Source organism: Neorhizobium sp. LjRoot104 (assembly GCF_964253725.1).
Taxonomy (GTDB): Bacteria; Pseudomonadota; Alphaproteobacteria; order Rhizobiales; family Rhizobiaceae; genus Neorhizobium.
In genome coordinates, this window is the sequence record NZ_CAXURS020000002.1 from 1,041,947 (window position 1) to 1,059,102 (window position 17,156).

Annotated in this window: 15 protein-coding genes; 1 reads left to right on the top strand and 14 read right to left on the bottom strand. The window is 60.8% G+C overall.

Annotation, left to right across the window (positions count from 1 at the left end; translation table 11 throughout):
• Positions 1-182 precede the first annotated feature (182 nt).
• From ACSQ8R_RS27105 to iolG, 14 genes are all read right to left on the bottom strand, one after another.
• Positions 183-1,439, bottom strand: a complete 1,257-nt coding sequence (locus ACSQ8R_RS27105) for an NAD(P)/FAD-dependent oxidoreductase (protein WP_436256429.1) — start codon at positions 1,437-1,439, stop codon at positions 183-185.
• Between the two features lie 34 nt (positions 1,440-1,473).
• Positions 1,474-2,973, bottom strand: a complete 1,500-nt coding sequence (locus tag ACSQ8R_RS27110; RefSeq protein ID WP_436256430.1) for a tripartite tricarboxylate transporter permease — start codon at positions 2,971-2,973, stop codon at positions 1,474-1,476.
• 10 nt (positions 2,974-2,983) lie between these two features.
• The gene (locus ACSQ8R_RS27115; protein WP_436256431.1) at positions 2,984-3,442 is read right to left on the bottom strand and encodes a tripartite tricarboxylate transporter TctB family protein; all 459 of its coding nucleotides are present in this window, start codon (positions 3,440-3,442) and stop codon (positions 2,984-2,986) included.
• The gene (locus tag ACSQ8R_RS27120; protein WP_436256432.1) at positions 3,439-5,814 is read right to left on the bottom strand and encodes a molybdopterin-dependent oxidoreductase; all 2,376 of its coding nucleotides are present in this window, start codon (positions 5,812-5,814) and stop codon (positions 3,439-3,441) included. Before ACSQ8R_RS27120 ends, ACSQ8R_RS27115 begins: the two co-directional genes overlap by 4 nt.
• A gap of 2 nt (positions 5,815-5,816) precedes the next feature.
• Positions 5,817-6,788: a Bug family tripartite tricarboxylate transporter substrate binding protein gene (locus ACSQ8R_RS27125; protein ID WP_436256433.1), complete on the bottom strand. Its 972-nt coding sequence runs from the start codon at positions 6,786-6,788 to the stop codon at positions 5,817-5,819.
• A gap of 112 nt (positions 6,789-6,900) precedes the next feature.
• A complete protein-coding gene (locus ACSQ8R_RS27130; protein ID WP_436256434.1) occupies positions 6,901-7,680 on the bottom strand; it encodes an SDR family oxidoreductase in 780 nt (259 codons plus the stop codon).
• A 10-nt stretch (positions 7,681-7,690) separates the two neighbouring features.
• Entirely contained in the window at positions 7,691-8,638 is a 948-nt protein-coding gene (locus ACSQ8R_RS27135; protein ID WP_436256435.1) for a 4-hydroxy-tetrahydrodipicolinate synthase family protein, read from the bottom strand.
• A 292-nt stretch (positions 8,639-8,930) separates the two neighbouring features.
• Positions 8,931-9,773 (bottom strand): TetR/AcrR family transcriptional regulator, encoded by an 843-nt coding sequence (locus ACSQ8R_RS27140; protein ID WP_436256436.1) that lies wholly within the window; start codon positions 9,771-9,773, stop codon positions 8,931-8,933.
• A gap of 22 nt (positions 9,774-9,795) precedes the next feature.
• Positions 9,796-10,584 (bottom strand): TIM barrel protein, encoded by a 789-nt coding sequence (locus ACSQ8R_RS27145; protein WP_436256437.1) that lies wholly within the window; start codon positions 10,582-10,584, stop codon positions 9,796-9,798.
• Between the two features lie 179 nt (positions 10,585-10,763).
• Positions 10,764-11,897, bottom strand: coding sequence for a Gfo/Idh/MocA family protein (locus tag ACSQ8R_RS27150; protein WP_436256438.1), 1,134 nt, complete (start codon positions 11,895-11,897; stop codon positions 10,764-10,766).
• 11 nt (positions 11,898-11,908) lie between these two features.
• Positions 11,909-12,688: an ATP-binding cassette domain-containing protein gene (locus ACSQ8R_RS27155; protein WP_436256439.1), complete on the bottom strand. Its 780-nt coding sequence runs from the start codon at positions 12,686-12,688 to the stop codon at positions 11,909-11,911.
• Between the two features lies 1 nt (position 12,689).
• Positions 12,690-13,796, bottom strand: a complete 1,107-nt coding sequence (locus tag ACSQ8R_RS27160) for an ABC transporter permease (RefSeq protein ID WP_436256440.1) — start codon at positions 13,794-13,796, stop codon at positions 12,690-12,692.
• 66 nt (positions 13,797-13,862) lie between these two features.
• Positions 13,863-14,786 (bottom strand): sugar ABC transporter substrate-binding protein, encoded by a 924-nt coding sequence (locus ACSQ8R_RS27165; RefSeq protein ID WP_436256441.1) that lies wholly within the window; start codon positions 14,784-14,786, stop codon positions 13,863-13,865.
• Between the two features lie 146 nt (positions 14,787-14,932).
• Positions 14,933-15,925 (bottom strand): inositol 2-dehydrogenase, encoded by a 993-nt coding sequence (gene iolG, locus ACSQ8R_RS27170; RefSeq protein ID WP_436256442.1) that lies wholly within the window; start codon positions 15,923-15,925, stop codon positions 14,933-14,935.
• Positions 15,926-16,091: 166 nt separating this feature from the next.
• Between iolG and ACSQ8R_RS27175 the strand changes: the two genes are divergently transcribed.
• Complete coding sequence (locus ACSQ8R_RS27175) at positions 16,092-17,114, top strand: LacI family DNA-binding transcriptional regulator (RefSeq protein WP_436256443.1); 1,023 nt, start codon at positions 16,092-16,094, stop codon at positions 17,112-17,114.
• The last annotated feature ends 42 nt before the right edge of the window (positions 17,115-17,156 follow it).

The following is a 17,156-nucleotide window of genomic DNA, read 5'->3' on the forward strand; positions in this document are numbered from 1 at the left end:
ATTTCGTGTCGCCGGGGGCGGATGCTCGGGCGCGGCTTTCCTGCGTAGCCGTCGAGAGGTCGTCACCTCGATGTTTTCATGGCGCGCACCGACCGTGATCAGCGCTCGTTAATATGAGATGTCCCACCGGCCGCGGGACGTGGGCAACGAACGCCCGCGGTACCGGACCTGCAGATTGCAGACTACCGAAAACGGGCGGCAGACAGCGCTGATAGATCGATGGCACATTCCCGCCTAGCGATCAGGCCCGCAACAAGCGCGCCGCTAACCGGTCCGGCGGCAAGGCCGACATGACCGTGGCCAAACGCGTGAACGATGTCCTCGGAAGACTTTGAATAACCGATCACCGGAAGGCCGTCCGCGGTCGAGGGACGATGACCCATCCACCGATCGATATTCCTGTCTTCGGATATGCCCGACAGTGCCGGGTAGGTTTCTTTCGCGTGTTTCAGCAGGATTTCGGCGCGGCTCCAATTCGGTCTTGCCTCAACGCTTGCCAACTCGACCTGCCCTGCAATGCGAAGTCCGGCAAGAGTCGGATTGTTGCCCATCCTGCCGTCGCTTGGCATGATCGGCATCTCCCCTCTGGCCAGGTCATAGGGAATGACGACGTGATAACCGCGCTCGCTCTGCATCGGGATTGTGTCACCGGCCAGGGCCGCAAGATTTTTTGAGTGTATGCCGGCCGCGATGACGGCCTTGTCACATGCCACGATGCCCGCCCCTGTCCGGACACCAGAAAGCCGGTTACCGGCAAGATTGAAACCGGTCGCCCTTGCATTGATGCGCTGGGCGCCGAGATACACCGCATGATCCACGATCGCTGCGACGTAGCCTCCCGGATCCGCACAATGACCGCCATCCTCGACGAAGGCAGCAAAGGAGTAGCGGGCTGCAAGATTCGGCTCGAGTTCATACAGTTCGGCCGAGGATAGCTCCCGATAGGAAACGTCGTTGTCGCGCCGCAGGCGCCATGCAAATGCCTCAGCCTCGAAAGCCGCGCGATCCGGGTATACGTAGAGCAGCCCCTTACGTCGGATGAGATCCGGCCGTCCGATTTTTTCTGCCAGCACCTCATGCCGAGCCGGAGCATCGTGCAGGAGGCTTGCCAGAATTCTCGCGGTCCTTTCGACCTTGGCTGCAGTCGAGCCGGCCAGCATGAACCGGAGCAGCCAAGGCGCGAGACGCACCAGATGTCGCCAGCGGATGGTCAGCGGTCCGGACGGATCTGCAAGATAGCCGGGCACCTTCCTCCAGAGGCCCGGCATCGACATCGGGATGATCGAAGCGGGGCTCAGCCAGCCGCTATTGCCATAACTCGCGGCGTGGCGACCGCCGGGCTGTTCCGGCTCGACGATGGTGACCTCGTGCCCGTCTTTCAACAGCTCGAGTGCCGTCGATGCACCGACGATACCGGCTCCGATGACCACTACATGCATGGCATTTCACTCTGCGTATCCGGAATAAGCTGGTTCATTCCTGAAATGCCTCTTCGCGGACGGCTTTGATCTTCGGCAGGGCGACCATCGCGATGGCAAGCACCGCGAGGACAAGCAGACCTGCCGAAATCGGACGATCGACAAATATGCTGGGATTGCCACGTGCGAGGAACATGGCCCTGCGGAAATTTTCTTCCATCATCGGCCCGAGAATGAGGCCCATCACCAGTGGTGCCGGGTCGCAATCGAGCTTGGCGAAGATGTAGCCCGCGACGCCGAAGCCTCCAAGCAGCCAAAGATCGAAGACCGAGTTGTTGAGCGAGAAGGCGCCGATCGAGCAGAACACGACGATAGCCGGAAAGAGATAGTGGAAAGGCATCGTCAGCAAGCGCGTCCAGATGCCGATCAGCGGCAGGTTCAAGACCAGCAGCATGAGATTGCCTACCCACATCGACACGATGACGCCCCAGAACACGTCAGGGTGCTCGGAAATCAGCGTCGGACCGGGTGCGATACCCTGCATGATCAGGGCGCCGAACATCAAAGCCATGACGGCATTGGCCGGCAAGCCAAGCGTGAGCAGCGGGACGAAGGAGGTCTGTGCGCCGGCATTGTTGGCACTCTCGGGCGATGCCACGCCTTCGATCGCACCACCGCCGAAACCTTCGGGCGGGTTGGCAACGCGTTTCTCGATGGCATAGGCGGCGAAGGCCGCGAGAAGCGCGCCTCCGCCCGGCAGGAGGCCCAGCACGGAACCGATCCCGGTGCCACGAAGGATGGGAGCAACCATCCGGCGCCAGTCTTCCCGCGAAGGAAACATCGAGAAGAAAGGTGCGTTGATGGCGGTACGGCTTTCCGGGGTTTCCAGATCCTTGATCAACTCGCCAATGCCGAACAATCCCATTGCCACCACGACGAAATTGATACCGCTCGACATCTCTTCAAAACCGAGCATGAAGCGCGGAGCGGCAGTTTGCACGTCCTGGCCGACAAGGCCGACCAGAATGCCGATGAAGACCATGGCAAGTGCCTTCGGCAGCGAGCCGCGCGAAAGCACGATGGAGGCGACAAGCCCGAGGATCATCAGCGAGAAGTACTCCGCGGGGCCGAACAGCAATCCAATTTCGGCAAGCGAGGGTGCAAACAATGCCAGCAACAGCGTGGCGACGGTGCCGGCAAAAAATGAGCCGATCGCCGCCGTCGAGAGTGCCACGCCCGCGCGTCCGTTGCGGGCCATCTTGTAGCCGTCGATCGCTGTAACCACGGACGATGCTTCGCCGGGCAGATTGAGAAGGATAGCCGTGGTCGAACCCCCATATTGCGCACCGTAATAGATGCCGGCCATCATGATCAGCGACGTCACCGGTTCAAGGCCGATGGTGAAAGGCAGGAGGATGGCCATGGTGGCAGCTGGCCCGAGGCCCGGCAGGACGCCGACAAGGGTCCCGAGCAGCGTGCCCATCAGGCACCAAAACAGATTGGTCGGCAGGATTGCCTGGTCAAAGCCAAGAAGCAGGGCGTTCAGCGTCTCCATGTGATCTTCCCTAAAGTCCGAACCAGGGGCCGATGATCGCGATCGGCATGCCGAGCCCCTTGATGAAGGCGAGGCTGCAGGCCGCACCGAGTCCCAGCCCGTACAACGCCGATTTCACCGGCTGCAAAGGACGTGAGGCAAACGAGGAAATGAAGCAGCAACAGAAGACCGCCGGAAGCAACCCACCTCCCCTGACGACCAATCCAAACACCACGATCGCTGCAATGATGAACATGACCTTCGAGGAATAAAGGCTCGGCGGTTCTGCACCGACGTCATGTTTCTTGGCCGTAAAGGCGACAATAAGCCCCATGGCAATCAGGGCCGAGGCGACCAGGCCGGGAAATGCACCGGGACCGATTTTGCGCCAGGTACCATAGGAAAGATCGAGACTGCCCAACAGGAAAGCCGCGCCGATCAATACGAACACGAGCCCTGCAATCAATTGCGGATTGAGACGCGAGGTCATGGCCATTCCTTTCCGTTGGGGGCTTTCAATCGCGGATCGGGGACCAGATCCGGCGGGCGGTAGGCTCGCACCTCCGGCGGCGTGCCGATGAAGCGGGAAATCTCGACAAGACATGAGTTCGGGCTCGGCCCCTGTGTGAGACTGGAAGTTCCATGATCCGGCGTCAGTACATTCGGATTGCCGTTCAGTTCCAGCGATCCCGGCTTCGAGGGATCCGCCGGATCGAACCAGGCGCCCGTCGCCAGCTGCACGACGCCGGGCATGATGGCATCGGTGATGGCAACGACCGCCAGGCACGCACCGCGGGCGTTCGAAATGGTCACCACCTCGCCCTGCTCCAGTCCCCGAGCTGACGCGTCGTCGGGATGAATGCGCACCGGCTGACGACCGCCGCTTTTGGTCTGGCGCGACGGTGCTGCATGGTCCCACTGGCTGTGTAGCTTGTCATGCGGCTGGCAGGACAGGAGATGCAGTGGATAGGTTCCCGCCAGTTTAGCGCCCAGCCATTCGACGGGTTCCACCCACGCCGGATGGCCGGGGCAATCGGCATAGCCGAAGCTGGCAATGAGCTTCGAGGAAAGCTCGATCAGACCGGACGGGGTATGCAGCGGATGGGCTAACGGGTCCGCACGAAACGCAGCAAGGAAAGGCGTGCCGGCGTTTTGGCTTTCCACCTCGATCAGTCCCGCATTCCGGAAGGTGGAAAAATCCGGCAAGGAAATATCGTTTGACGCGGCGTTCGCCCGCGCGTCGGCGTAAAGCTTCTCCAGCCACTCGGCTTCGCTCAATCCACCAGTGAACGCCGCTTCGGTCTCCAGCCGTGCCGCGATGCGGCGCAGGATTTCGTGATCCGAGAATACCTCCGCAGGCGGTATCGCCGCATGTGTCGAATATCCGAGAAAACTATCGCGGCCGCTTGCAACCAGATCGTCGCGCTCCAGGAATGTCGAGGCCGGCAACACGATGTCGGCATGCCGCGCGTGGGCATTCCACCAGTGCTCGTGAACGATGATCGTTTCGGGCTTCTGCCAGGCTTCTACCAGTCGGTTAAGATCCTGATGATGGTGAAAGGGATTGCCGCCGGCCCAATAGATCAGCCTTATATCCGGATAGATCCGTTTGTTGCCGTCATGGTCGTATTCCGCTCCCGGCGAAAGCAGCATGTCGGCAATTCGGGCGACCGGAATGTAGTCGGAAACCGGGTTCTGCCCTTGTGGTAGCGAGGGCCATTTCACGGCCGGCGCCGGCTGGCCGATGCCCGATACGGATGCATAACCGAAACCAAATCCTCCGCCGGGCAGGCCGATGCCACCCAGCAGCGACGCCACCGCGATGACCGCCCAATAGGCCTGTTCGCCATGGTCGGCGCGTTGCAGCGCCCATGCCATCATGATGAAGGTTTTTCGTGATGCCATATTTCGCGCAAGAGTGCGGATGTCCTGCGCGGCAAGGCCGGTAATACCGGCTGCCCAAGCGACATCCTTGATGACACCGTCCACCTTGCCGTACAGATAATCGCGCAATGTCTGGAAGCCGACGGTGTAGCGTTCGATGAACGCCGCGTCGTGGCGATCCTCCTCGATCAGCACGTGGGCGATGGCCAGCAGCAGGGCGGCGTCAGTCCCCGGTCTCAAAGCCATCCATTGGGCTCCGAACTCGTCTGCGGCATCGTCCCGGACCGGCCCGATGTTGATGAAATGGGCGCCTGCGTCTTTGCAGTCCAGCAGACCCTGACGGGTTTCATGGCGCGAAACGCCCCCGGCATTGACCTGAGCATTGCGAAGCGGCGTGCCGCCGAACATCACGATCAGCTCCGCATGGCCGACGATCTGGCTCCATGGGCTGTGGCCGGAGACCAGTCCATCGGTAGAACCGATGATGTGCGGCAGGATGACCTCGCCGGCGGCATAACTATAGGTCTGGACGGAACGAACGGAACCGCCATTCATGTTGAAAAAGCGTTTCAGCTGGCTTTGCGCATGATGAAATCGCCCGGCGCTCGACCAGCCATAGGAGCCGGAAAAAATCGCGCCGCTGCCATGCTCGTCCCTGACGCGGCGGATTTCGCCGGCAACCAGTTCAAGTGCTTCGTCCCAGGAAACCTCGACAAATGCCTCGGCCCCCCGCCGCCCGGCACGATAGCCCGGTCCCTTTTCAAGGAAGGATCGCCTGACGGCTGGCTTGAGGATGCGGCATGGCGCAAGCCTGTCGGCGGGAAGCTCCTTGCCGAACTGAACAGGATCGGGATCGCCCGCGATCGGACGAATGGCGCCATGCAAGCCGTCATGAGTGTAGAACCCCCAATGGGCTGCGACATGGCGCCGATCTGCCGAAGGCTCCGAATGTTGCGTGGTTTTCGGAGCCGTCGTCATCTTCATTCCACCTTGATGCCGGCTGTCTTGACGATCTCTCTGTACCGCTTTGTCTCGTCAACCACGAAGGTTTTGAGACCGGCGCTGTCCTTGTACATCGGCTCGAAGCCGAAGACCGTCAGCTTGTCCTTGAATTCAGCGGAGGTGACAACATCCTGCAGAATCTTGCCGAGATATTCCGCCGCCTTTGGATCAAGATTTTTCGGCCCCCAGACGCCGTACCAGGAGAGCATTTCCAGTGCAGGCATGCCGCTCTCGGCAACGGTCGGGACATCCGGGGCGAGTGGCGAGCGGGTCAGGCTGGTCACCGCAAGCGGCTTCAACCGGCCTGCCTTGACATGCGGCAGGGACGACAGGATCGGATCGGCGATCAGTTGTACCTGGCCGCCGATCATGTCGGTAAGTGCCGGGCCGGCCCCCTTGTAGGTGACCACTTCAGTATCGACGCCAGCTTCGCCCTTCAGGACTTCCACAGCCAGATGACCGGCCGAGCCGTAACCCGACGTGGCGAAATTGTAGGAATCCGGATCTGCCTTCACCTCGGCGAAGAATTCCTTCAGCGTGTTCGCCTTGTCCGACGGATTGGTGGTGACGAGCAGCGGGCCGGCCGCGATGCCGCTGATATGGGTGAAGTCATTGACGACATCGAAAGGCACGTTCTTGTTGATCAGCGGCGTGACCACATGGATGGACGCGTTCAGCAGCAGGGTGTAGCCATCGGGAGCGGCCTTGACCACATCGGACGAACCGACCACGCCGCCGGCGCCGCCCGCACGGTTATCGACCACGAACGTCTTGCCGGTCTTGACCGAAAGCGCGGCAGCAAGAACGCGCGCGACGCCATCGACCGCACCGCCAGGTGGATAAGGCACGACAATCGAGACAGGCCGGCTGGGATAGTCGTCCGCCTTGGCGAGGCCGGCCGCCGGCAGCGTCATCGACAGAGAAAGCAATGCTGTTCCTAAGCGGTTCATGGATGGATTCCTTCTAGCTCCAAGAGGGATTTATGCAGTCGAAAGTCATTGTACGCATCGGCATATTTTTCCCCGGGTGCGCCGCGGGAGGTACTCTGCTTCATTCTGACCGTCAAAACGTTCCGGGATATTGCCCGCCATCGATCAGCAGATTTTGAGCGGTGACGAAGCCGGCATTCGCCGAGCAGAGAAAGGCAATGTAGGCGCCAATTTCCTCAGGGCGTCCGTAGCGGCCGGCCGGATTCTGCGCCGCACGGGCGGCCCAGATTTCGTCGAAAGAGCGACCACTTTCCTGGGCAAGCACCTCGACATGCTGCCGCTGGCCATCCGAAGCGACAATGCCGGGGAGAATATTGTTGATCGTCACATTATTGGCGATCGTCTGTCGAGCCAGGCCAGCGACGAAACCGACGAGGCCCGAGCGTGCCGCATTCGACATGCCAAGCTCGGCCTGGGCGATCTTGACGCTACGCGACACGATATTGACGATACGGCCGAACCCGCGCTCCATCATTCCGTCCACGGTCAGACGCATCATGTCGATCGGTGTCAACATCATCCGATCGATGCCCCGCAACCAGTCCTCACGGGACCAGTTGCGGAAATCACCGGGCAGTTCGCCATCGGCGTTGTTGACCAGGATGTCTGGTTTTGGGCAGACCGACAGAACGGCATCACGACCGGCAGGCGTAGTTATATCGCCGACGACGGTTGTGACGCGGGCGCCGCTAACCGCGCGGATTTCTGCGGCTGCCGCCTGCAGTGTGTCGGGCGTGCGGGCGATGATCGTCAGATCCACATTCTCGCGCGCGAGAGCCATTGCCGCTGCCTTGCCCATGCCCCGGCTTGCGCCGGTAACGATGGCATTGCGACCGGAGATCCCGAGATCCATCGGCCGGGCCTCAGGCGGCCAAGGCCGAAGCGGGCTGCAGCTTCCAGCCGTATTTCTTGTCGAGGCCGAGTTCCTGGACGATGCGAATGCCCTTTGCGAGAGCCTCGCCTTCAAGGCCGGTCAATGGCCGCCGCAGTTCGCCGGCCGGCAGTCCGACAGCCTTCATCAGCGATTTTACAGCCACGGGATTGATGGCCGAGTAATTGTAGTGCAGCAGCGGCAGGAGATTCAAATAGTTGTCGCGGAAGCCTTCGGCTTCGACATAGCTCGTCCACGGACGTGACATCACCGCCATTTCGGCCGGGGCAATATTGCCGCCCATGTTGGCGGTGCCATGACCACCAAGGCTCATTGTCGGAACGACGAGGCCGAGATTGGGACTGTCGCAGCACATTACCGAGACATCCGGACGGGCGGCGAGAACCTGGGCAACCTGGCCGACGCGCGCGGTGGATTCCTTGTGAATGACGTAGTTGGGATGCTTGAAGATGCGCAGCAGGTGGTCCCAATGCAGGTCGCTCTTGACACGCGGCGGGTTGTTGTAGAGCCCGAGGGGCAGGTCGGTCGCATCGGCGATTTCCAGGAAGTAGCCTTCGATATCGGCTTCCGGAGCACAGATATATGCTGGAGCGGCGAGGATGGCGCCGTCCGCGCCGTTATCCTTGGCGAACTTCACATTCTCAATCGTAGTGTCGGTGTTGTTCCCGGTGCAGCCAAAGAAGATCGGCATCTTGGCCGTCTTCATTTTCGACGTCTCGACGATAATTTTCTTCTTCTCGTCGGCCGAGAGCATGGATACCTCGCCGGTCGAACCCATGATCAAGACGGCGGAGGTATTGTTCTCTTCGTGGAAGGAAAGCAATGCACGGAAGGCGCCCATATCGACAGCGCCTGACTTGTCAAATGGGGTGATCAAGGCAACGAAGGATCCGGTGATCTTGGGGGCAGCTGCGGTCATTGCATGACTCCGTGGATGTTAAACAGTGTTTGAAACATAATTTGAGACGAGGCGGAGTCAATGACTTTAATTGGTCAAATCGCCCAATAATCAAGCAGCGGTCCGCGATGTTGGAAAAATAATCATGCGATTCAAGGGGCGATGAGAAAGGCTCCCTAAGATCGGAATATATGCCGCAGTCAATTTTCTACGAATTGAAGAAAGAAGATAACAGTCACGTAAATATTATTGTGTGACGTCGTATTTTAATTGATATCGCAGTATATCCTGCGTCTATCAGTTTATATTTTAGTCATTGTGATCGTCGCCCGATGGCGGGCGCCTGAAATCCGGCGCAGATAAACCCTGAGAGCTGACGGATAATCTCTTCGTCGTCATCGGTGTCACAAAGGCCGCCGGACAGCTGTTTGAGGCGGTACGAAGCCGGGTCTGAATCGATCAGCACCTGCATGATGGCGCCAATCGAAAAGTTATAACGCCAGAAAATATCGCGGCGCTGCATATCCGGTAATGCTCGACTGAAGGCGTCGATAAAACGGAAGACCGCGGGATCGACGCGGCGTATGAAAAAACGGTTGGTCGATTCACGCGGCCGCGAACGGATCTGCAGGATCAGGCGCGTCAAAGGACGGGCACCGGAGGCATCACGGCTGAACTGTACCATCGGTCGGACGAGAGCCCCGACGACCTCCTCCAAAATCGGGAATCCCGGCCGGGCTGAGGCCTCACATTTTTCCAAAGCCTCTATCCGGGCATGGGTATAGGGTTCCATCATCAGGTTGAGCACCTCGCTGATGAGTTCCTCCTTGGAGCCGAAATAGTAGTTGACGGCAGCAACGTTCACGTCGGCCCGCATCGTGATGTCGCGAACCGTCGCCAGATCGAACCCCTGCTCGATAAATACTTCGCGCGCGGCCGCAACAATACGCTCTCGAGGTTCATCCGCGCGAGGGACTTTGGAGGTTCCGCTATATGCCTTTTTTGCCATACATCCCAAATTCATTGCTTCGTGACGATCGTCGTCTTGTAACGGACCAACAGGACCCATCAAGTGCAATTTTGGGGAGCATGAGGATTTGTGAGGCAGCCGTGAGGCTTGGCGCGTGTCGCTTTGCTCGTTGTTGTCGTCGGTCATGCCCTAACGATTGGGAACCATCTTACCCGCGAAGCGTAAACGCGGCGCGAAATGCCTCGAGCGCCCTCTCCGGATCACCCTTTGCAAAAGCCTCCATGCCAACCGGCCCACGATACCCCATCTCGTGAAGTGCCCGCGCTATCATCGGGTAATTTACCTCACCGGTACCTGGCTCGCACCGACCGGGCACATCGGCAACCTGCACCTCGCCAATCCATGGGAGGCTGGCGCGGCAGGCTTCGATCAGGTTTCCCTCGCCTATCTGCACGTGATAGAGATCGAGGTTGAGGCGTAGACGCGGATGGTTGACCGACGCGACCAGAGCCAGAGTATCCTCGGCACGTCCGAACGGCGTGCCGGGATGGTCAACCGGCAGGTTGAGGTTTTCCAGTGTGAAGACAACATTCTCCTCCTCCGCCATGTCGGCAATGCGGCAGAGCGTGTCTCGTGCCTTCAGCCACATCCGTCCCGTCACCACGTCGCTGGGCCGGACCGGGAGCCCACCCTCGCCGAGCCCGGTGCCATGCAGGTTAAGACGTGCTACCCCGAGCCGCCTGCCGACCATGGCCGTCTCGCGCGCGGAACGCAGCAGTTCGTCGGCGCCCTCGTCATCTGCAAGTCGCCCGGTAAGATAGCCGTTCATGATCGAGAACGTGGCTCCCGATGTCTCAAGCGCGGCGAGATCGTGGTCCGGCCAGTTCCACAGGCCGACTTGAAAGCCCAGTTCGGTCAGCCGCGCACAGCGCCACTCGATCGGCTTGTCGCGCCAGAGCATTTCCGCACAGGCGGCGAGCGTGAAGGGTTGATCCATGTCTACTCTCTCGATTGTCCTGGGATAAAAGAAGGTTGGTCTTCAATCCGTGCACGCCGCTGCCGCAGGCGATGTTGGTGTGTGCCGCCGACAGAAGCCATGTTCGCCGGACGGCGCCGACCTCAGCGCCTTACAGATCGCGCCGGCGCGGTGGATGGCGGGGACATCGTGTGCTTCGCTCACGTTTTCTGTCTTTCGATGCGGATGACAGCGCCCTTCGAGGCAGCCATAGCGTGAATGATCTTTTCGATGTCGAGTCCTTGGGCGAAATCGGGACCGGGGTTCGGGCCGCCGGCGATCGCCACGAGCAGGTCGCGCGCCTCGACCACCTTCTGCTCGTTGAAGCCGAAATTGTGTCCCGGGGCCGGACAGAAGGCGGTAAAATCTGGCTGTGCCGGTCCGGTCAGATGACGGACGAAGCCGGCCTCGCCGGCGCGATGCACCCACAATTCGTTCATGTTTTCCTGATCGAACACGATCGTGCCGTCGCTGCCATGCACCTCCCACTGCAGCCGGCACTTGCGGCCCCGCGCGACGCGGGAGGTGGCGAACGAACCCTGAGCGCCGGAGGCGAAGCGCAGGAGCGCCAGAGCGCTGTCCTCGTTCTCGACCCGTTTCATCCCATCGGGAGAGGGGCGCATGGGGATGGTGACCTGAGTCTGGGCGACAACCTCCGTGACCGGCCCCATCAATGCGAGCATATGGCTCACGAGGTGGCAGCCAAGGTCGCCGAGCGCGCCCAGTCCGCCACCCTCGTGAGTCATCCGCCACGACCACGGGAGGAGCGGGTCGGCGGAATAGTCTTCGTCATAGACGCCGCGGAAGGCGACCGGCCGTCCGATCGCGCCGTCACGGATCAGGCCGCGTGCGGCCTGGAAGGCCGGGCTCCTGAGATAGTTGTAGCCGAGGATGGTCACCTGGCCCGGATGTGCGGCCGCCGTCGCCGCCATCGCCTCGGCGTCCGCCAACGTCAGCGCCATCGGCTTTTCCAGCCACACGTGCTTGCCGGCCTCGAGTGCTGCCTCGGCCATCGGGCGGTGCATCCCGTTCGGAGCGGTGATCGAGACGATGTCAACCTTCGGATCGGCTACCGCCTCCTCCCAGTGCGCGGTGGCGCGGGCAAAGCCGAACTGGCGGGCGAAGGCCTCGGCACTCTCCGGCGTTGCATCCGAGAGTATCTCGAGGCGATGATGCGCGCCGCCGAATACCGCCGCGACGTTGCGCCAGGCCATGGCGTGGCACTTGCCCATGAAGCCCGTGCCGATGAGGGCGACCCCGAGCGGACGTTGAGGCAGTGAAGACGATTTTTCCATTTCCGGTTGCCTCAGATCGTTCCGCCGAGCGAGCCTTCGAGCTCGGCCATTTCCTGGCCGCCAGCCATCAGGTCCTGCAGCTGGGCAGCCGTGATTTCGCCGCGCATAGCCGTGCCGAGCGTCTGTCCCCGGTTGAGCACGGTGAAGCGGTCGCCCACGGCAAGTGCATGGCGGACGTTGTGGGAGATGAACACCACGCCTATGCCCTGGGCACGCACGCGGTTGATCGTCGCAAGCACATTGGCGGTCTGCCGCACCCCAAGCGCCGAGGTCGGCTCGTCGAGGATCAGCACCTTGGCTCCGAAATAGACGGCGCGAGCAATCGCGACCGTTTGCCGCTCGCCGCCCGAAAGCGTGCCGACCGCCTGGTCCGGACCGCGCAGGTTGATGCCCATCTTGCGCATCTCTGCCATGGTGATCTCGTTGGCGGTGTCGATGTCGAAGCGCTTGAACAGGCCCCGTCCCTTGGTCGGCTCGCGTCCCATGAAGAAGTTGCGGGTCACGGACATCAGCGGAATCATTGCCAGATCCTGGAACACCGTGGCGATGCCGGCCTCCATGGCGTCGCGCGGACTGTCGAAGGAAAGCGGTCTGCCCTCGAAAGTGATGGAGCCCTCGGTCGGCTTGTGCACGCCCGACATGGTCTTGATGAAGGTCGACTTGCCGGCGCCGTTGTCGCCGAGCAGGCAATGGCATTCGCCGGCGCGGAGGTCGAAGGTCACGCCATTCAGAGCGATGACGTTGCCATAGTGCTTTTTGATGTTTTCCATATGGATGATGGGGGCGGACATCTCAGCGCTCTCCGGTGACACGTCGGCGGATGACGTTGTTGAAGATCACGGCGAGCAGCAGCATTGCGCCGAGGAATACCTGGAACCAGTCCTGATCGAAGCGGGTATAGGTCAGCCCGATGGTGACCATCCCGAAGATGATCGCGCCGAAGAAGGCACCGATCGCGGAACCGTAGCCGCCGGTCAGGAGGCAGCCGCCTATGACCGCGGCGATGATCGCCTCGAACTCCTTCATGAAGCCGCGGCGGGCATCCGTCGAACCGGCATCCATTACCGTAATGATGGCGACGAGCGCGGCGGCCATGGCCGTCAGCATGAACAGCGAGATCTTGACCCGACGTACGGGCACACCGGAATTCTGCGCCGCCAAGGCGTCCCCGCCAGTGGCGAAGATCCAGTTACCGGCAGGCGTGCGCAGCAAGACATAGGTTGCTACCAGCGCGAAGGCGATAAACCAGATAATCTCGACCGGGATGCCCGGCACTTTTGGCACGCCGGACTTGAAGCTCTCGACCACGCCGGCCTCTGCCAGCCATGTCAGGAGAAAGCCGAAGGCGTCGCCGGAAAAGATCGGGGCCAGGAAGTCACCCTCGACCGCTTCGCGAATGCCGCGTAGCTGGGTCGAACCGCCGGTGAAGATTTTCAGGCCGACCAGGGATGCACCCCGCAGCACGAAAAGACCGGCGAGCGTGACGATGAATGAGGGTAGTCCCGTACGCAGCACGATCAGCCCGTTCGCAATGCCGAGTGCACCGGCGAGCCCCATCGTCAGTGGTATCGCGATGATGAGCGGCATTCCGATATTGACGACGAAGACGCCAAAGACCATGCCCGCAAAGGCCACCATCGAGCCAATCGACAAATCGAATTCGCCGCCGATCATCAGCATTGCCGCGGCGATGCCGAGAATGCCAAGCTGTGCGGCCGGCGTCATGAAATTCATGATCCCAGACAGCGTGAACATGGTGCGGTCTGCGGTGATGAAAAAGAACACGGTAACGAGAACCACCCCTCCGATCGCCCCCAGTTCCGGCCGTTTCATGAGTTTCGTTACGAAAGATTCGGCTTTGACCCGCTCGTCCGCTCGCGCCAGCGTTTCTGTCGACATTGACCTGTCTCCTGATCGGTGGCCGAGCCGCGACGTGCAACGCTGCGGCCCGGCAATCAACTGCGGTTAGCGGATGCCCTTGGTCGAGAGATCGATGACCTTGGCGGCAGTCTCCTTCGTCACGAGGTTCGGGCCGGACGGAACGTCGCCACCCGGAACAAGACCGTATTGGGCATTGAGCGCGAGGAATGCGACTGGCAGATAGCCCTGCAGGTACTGCTGTTGGTCGATCGCGAATGCCGCCTTGCCGTCCGCGACGAACTTGAGGAAGCCAGCCGAAAGGTCGAAGGTGGAGATCAATACGCCGCTGCGTCCAACCGCCTGCGCCGCCTTGACGCTGGGTTCGCCAACGAGCGAGGCGTTGAGCGCCAGGATTACATTCAGGTCCGGATCGGATTCCAGCGCTGCACGCACCTTGGCTTCGACTTCCGCCGGGTCGTTGGTGGTGGGGAGCACTTTAATTGCCTTGCCGAAGCCTTCCTTGAAGCCGGCGCAACGCAGGTCGAGTGAGACGTTGCCGACTTCCTGGTTTACGCAAATGGCCTTTTTGCCACCCAACTCGGCAAGCTTCTGGCCGGCGATCTTCCCGGCGTCGAATTCCGATTGACCGACATGCAGCAGCGCACCGAGTTTATGCGCGACATCCGACCCGGAGTTCATAGAGATGACCGGAATGCCGGCGGCGACCGCCCGCTTGATCGCCGGACCCAGTGCGTCGGCATCGGGGATCGAGACCACGAGGCCGTCGGGGTTCTGGTTCACGGCGGCGTCGATCATCTGGCCCATCTGGACCATGTCGAAGGTCTCCGGCGAGCGGAACTGGACTTGAACGCCTGTGTCCTTGGCCGCCTTTTCCACGCCGTTCTTCACCACCGACCAGAACGGGTCGTTCGCCTGGCCATGCGCCACGACGATGATGTTGGTTGCGAGGGCCGGACCGGCGATGGCGATTGCCGCAGCGATGGCAACAGATGCTAATAATTTCTTCATGCTAACCTCCCGATTGAGTTCCCCTTGGACGTCACTCCCGTACGTCCATTCCTCCGGCCGAACAGGCCGGAACCGAAAGCCGGCGGCGTCACCTCCCGTGTGCCGCGGCAATGCGTATGCGATGGTCTCCGGCCACCGCGCTGATATTAAAGCGGCAGATCGACCGATTGGCCCGATCGTGCCGACTGGGTCGCAGCCTCGGCCATCGCCAGCGCCGCAACGCCGTCCGCCAGCGTGACCGGGATGCGGGCACCGTCGAGAATGGCGCGCAGGAAGGCATCCCATTCCGCCGCATAGGCGCGCATGTAGCGCTCGAGGAAAAAGAACTCCGGCTTGGCGCTCGTCACGCCGGCCTTGGTCGCCTTCGATACCGTGTTTTCGAGTACGTTTGCCGCCGACAGCAGCCCCTCGGCGCCCAGCAATTCGACACGCTGGTCATAACCGTAGACGGCGCGACGGCTGTTTTTGATAACCGCGATGCGCCCGTCGGCATAGGTCAGCGTCACGACGGCGGTATCGACGTCGCCGGCTGCGCCGATTTCGGGATCGACAATCGACGTGCCGACCGCGTGAACGGTCTTCGGCGCATCACCCATCAGGAAATTCGCCATGTCGAAGTCGTGGATCATCATGTCGCGGAACAGCCCGCCGGACACCTTGACGTAGCTGACGGGCGGCGGGGCCGGGTCGAACGAGGTAATCGAAAGCAATTCCGGCTTACCGATTTCGCCAGCGTCCAAAGCCGCCTTGACCCTTGCAAAATTCGGATCGAAGCGACGATTGAAGCCGATCATGACCGGGACACCGGTGGCGGAAGCCACGGCCAGGCATGCCTTGGCTCGCTGCAGCGAGAGATCCACCGGCTTTTCGCAAAGCACCGCCTTGCCGGCCCTCGCGGCATCCTCGATCAAGGTGGAGTGGGTATCCGTAGAAGTCGCAATCAGCACGGCGTCGATCGAGGCATCCTCAAGGATCGCCTCGGAACTCAGGGCTTTCGCACCGTAGGAACTGGCCAGGGATTGCGCGGCCTCCTCGTTGACGTCCGAGACGGCGACCAGTTCGCTCCTGGCATGACCCGCAATATTAACGGCGTGCACACGGCCAATGCGGCCGGCACCAAGCAGTCCTATTCTTAGCACTGATATCCTCCTGAAAGCGGCCTCCCGCCGCCTTGGAATGGACTATCATCATATTTGCTCGCGCGAGCAAGAAAAATCTGCTCTCGCGAGCAAAAAAGATGGGATAAATGAAAAAGGCGCTATCAATAGATGCTGGACCAAGCCAGAACAGAGGCGGGAGATCGGAATGCCAAACGAAAAAAGCCCCCCTTTTGCCGAAAACGTGACGGCGGACGATGTCGCAATCGCCGCGGGCGTGTCGCGCTGGACGGTCAATCGCGCCTTCCGCAAGGATGCGTCCATATCGCCCAAAAGCCTTCAGAAGGTGATGGTTGCCGCAAAACGTCTCGGCTATCTGCCCGATCTGGGTGCGGCAAGCCTCGCCTCGGACCGTTCCAACCTTGTAGCGTTGCTGATCGACGACTTCGCCAATCCGCACAAGCTGGTCATGATGGAGCACCTCACCCGTATCCTGCGGCGTGAAGGCTGGGACATCCTGCTGGTAAACACGCTGAATAGAGACGATGCCGGCCATGCCCTGCTGAATGCAAGCCAGCGGCGCGTCGACGCAGTAATCCTGATCGGCGTCCAATTTGACGACGACGTGCTGGAAACCGCGCTTCAGGCTCGCCGTTTCCGGAAGCTGATCGTCTTCGCCCGCAGTTCGGAAAATCCGAACACCATCTCGATTGCAGTCGATGATGTCGGGGCAATGACTGAACTGGCGCGCTACGTACATCAACGCGGATACCGACGCCCTCTGTTCCTTGCAGGACCGCAGACCTATTCGGCACATCTGCTCCGGAAAGAAACTTTCCTCGAATATTGGGGGAAACATTTCTCGTTCCAACCCGAGTCGGTGACAGTCCCTGCTTATGATCCCGCGTTGGCCGCGACTATTGCGATGGAAACGTTAAGCCGTCGCGGGTCATCAGACTTGCCCGATGTTATCGTTTGCGAGAATGACGCACTGGCAATGGGGGCAAGTGACGTTATTCGGCACAAGCTGGGACTTCAAATCCCCGGGGATATAGCGATTACAGGCTTCGACGACGTGCCCCAAGCCGACAATCCAAACTACAGCCTTACCACCTACCGGCAGCCCCTCGCGGAAATGGTTGAATACCTCGTCAAAGTTCTGGCGGAGCCGGAAGAGCGGGACCTCAATCGTCTTTTCACGGGAAGATTGATGCCGCGACACAGTGCTTGAGGGCCGGCTGACGGTAGAACACCGCAGCGGTCCATCTTCGAT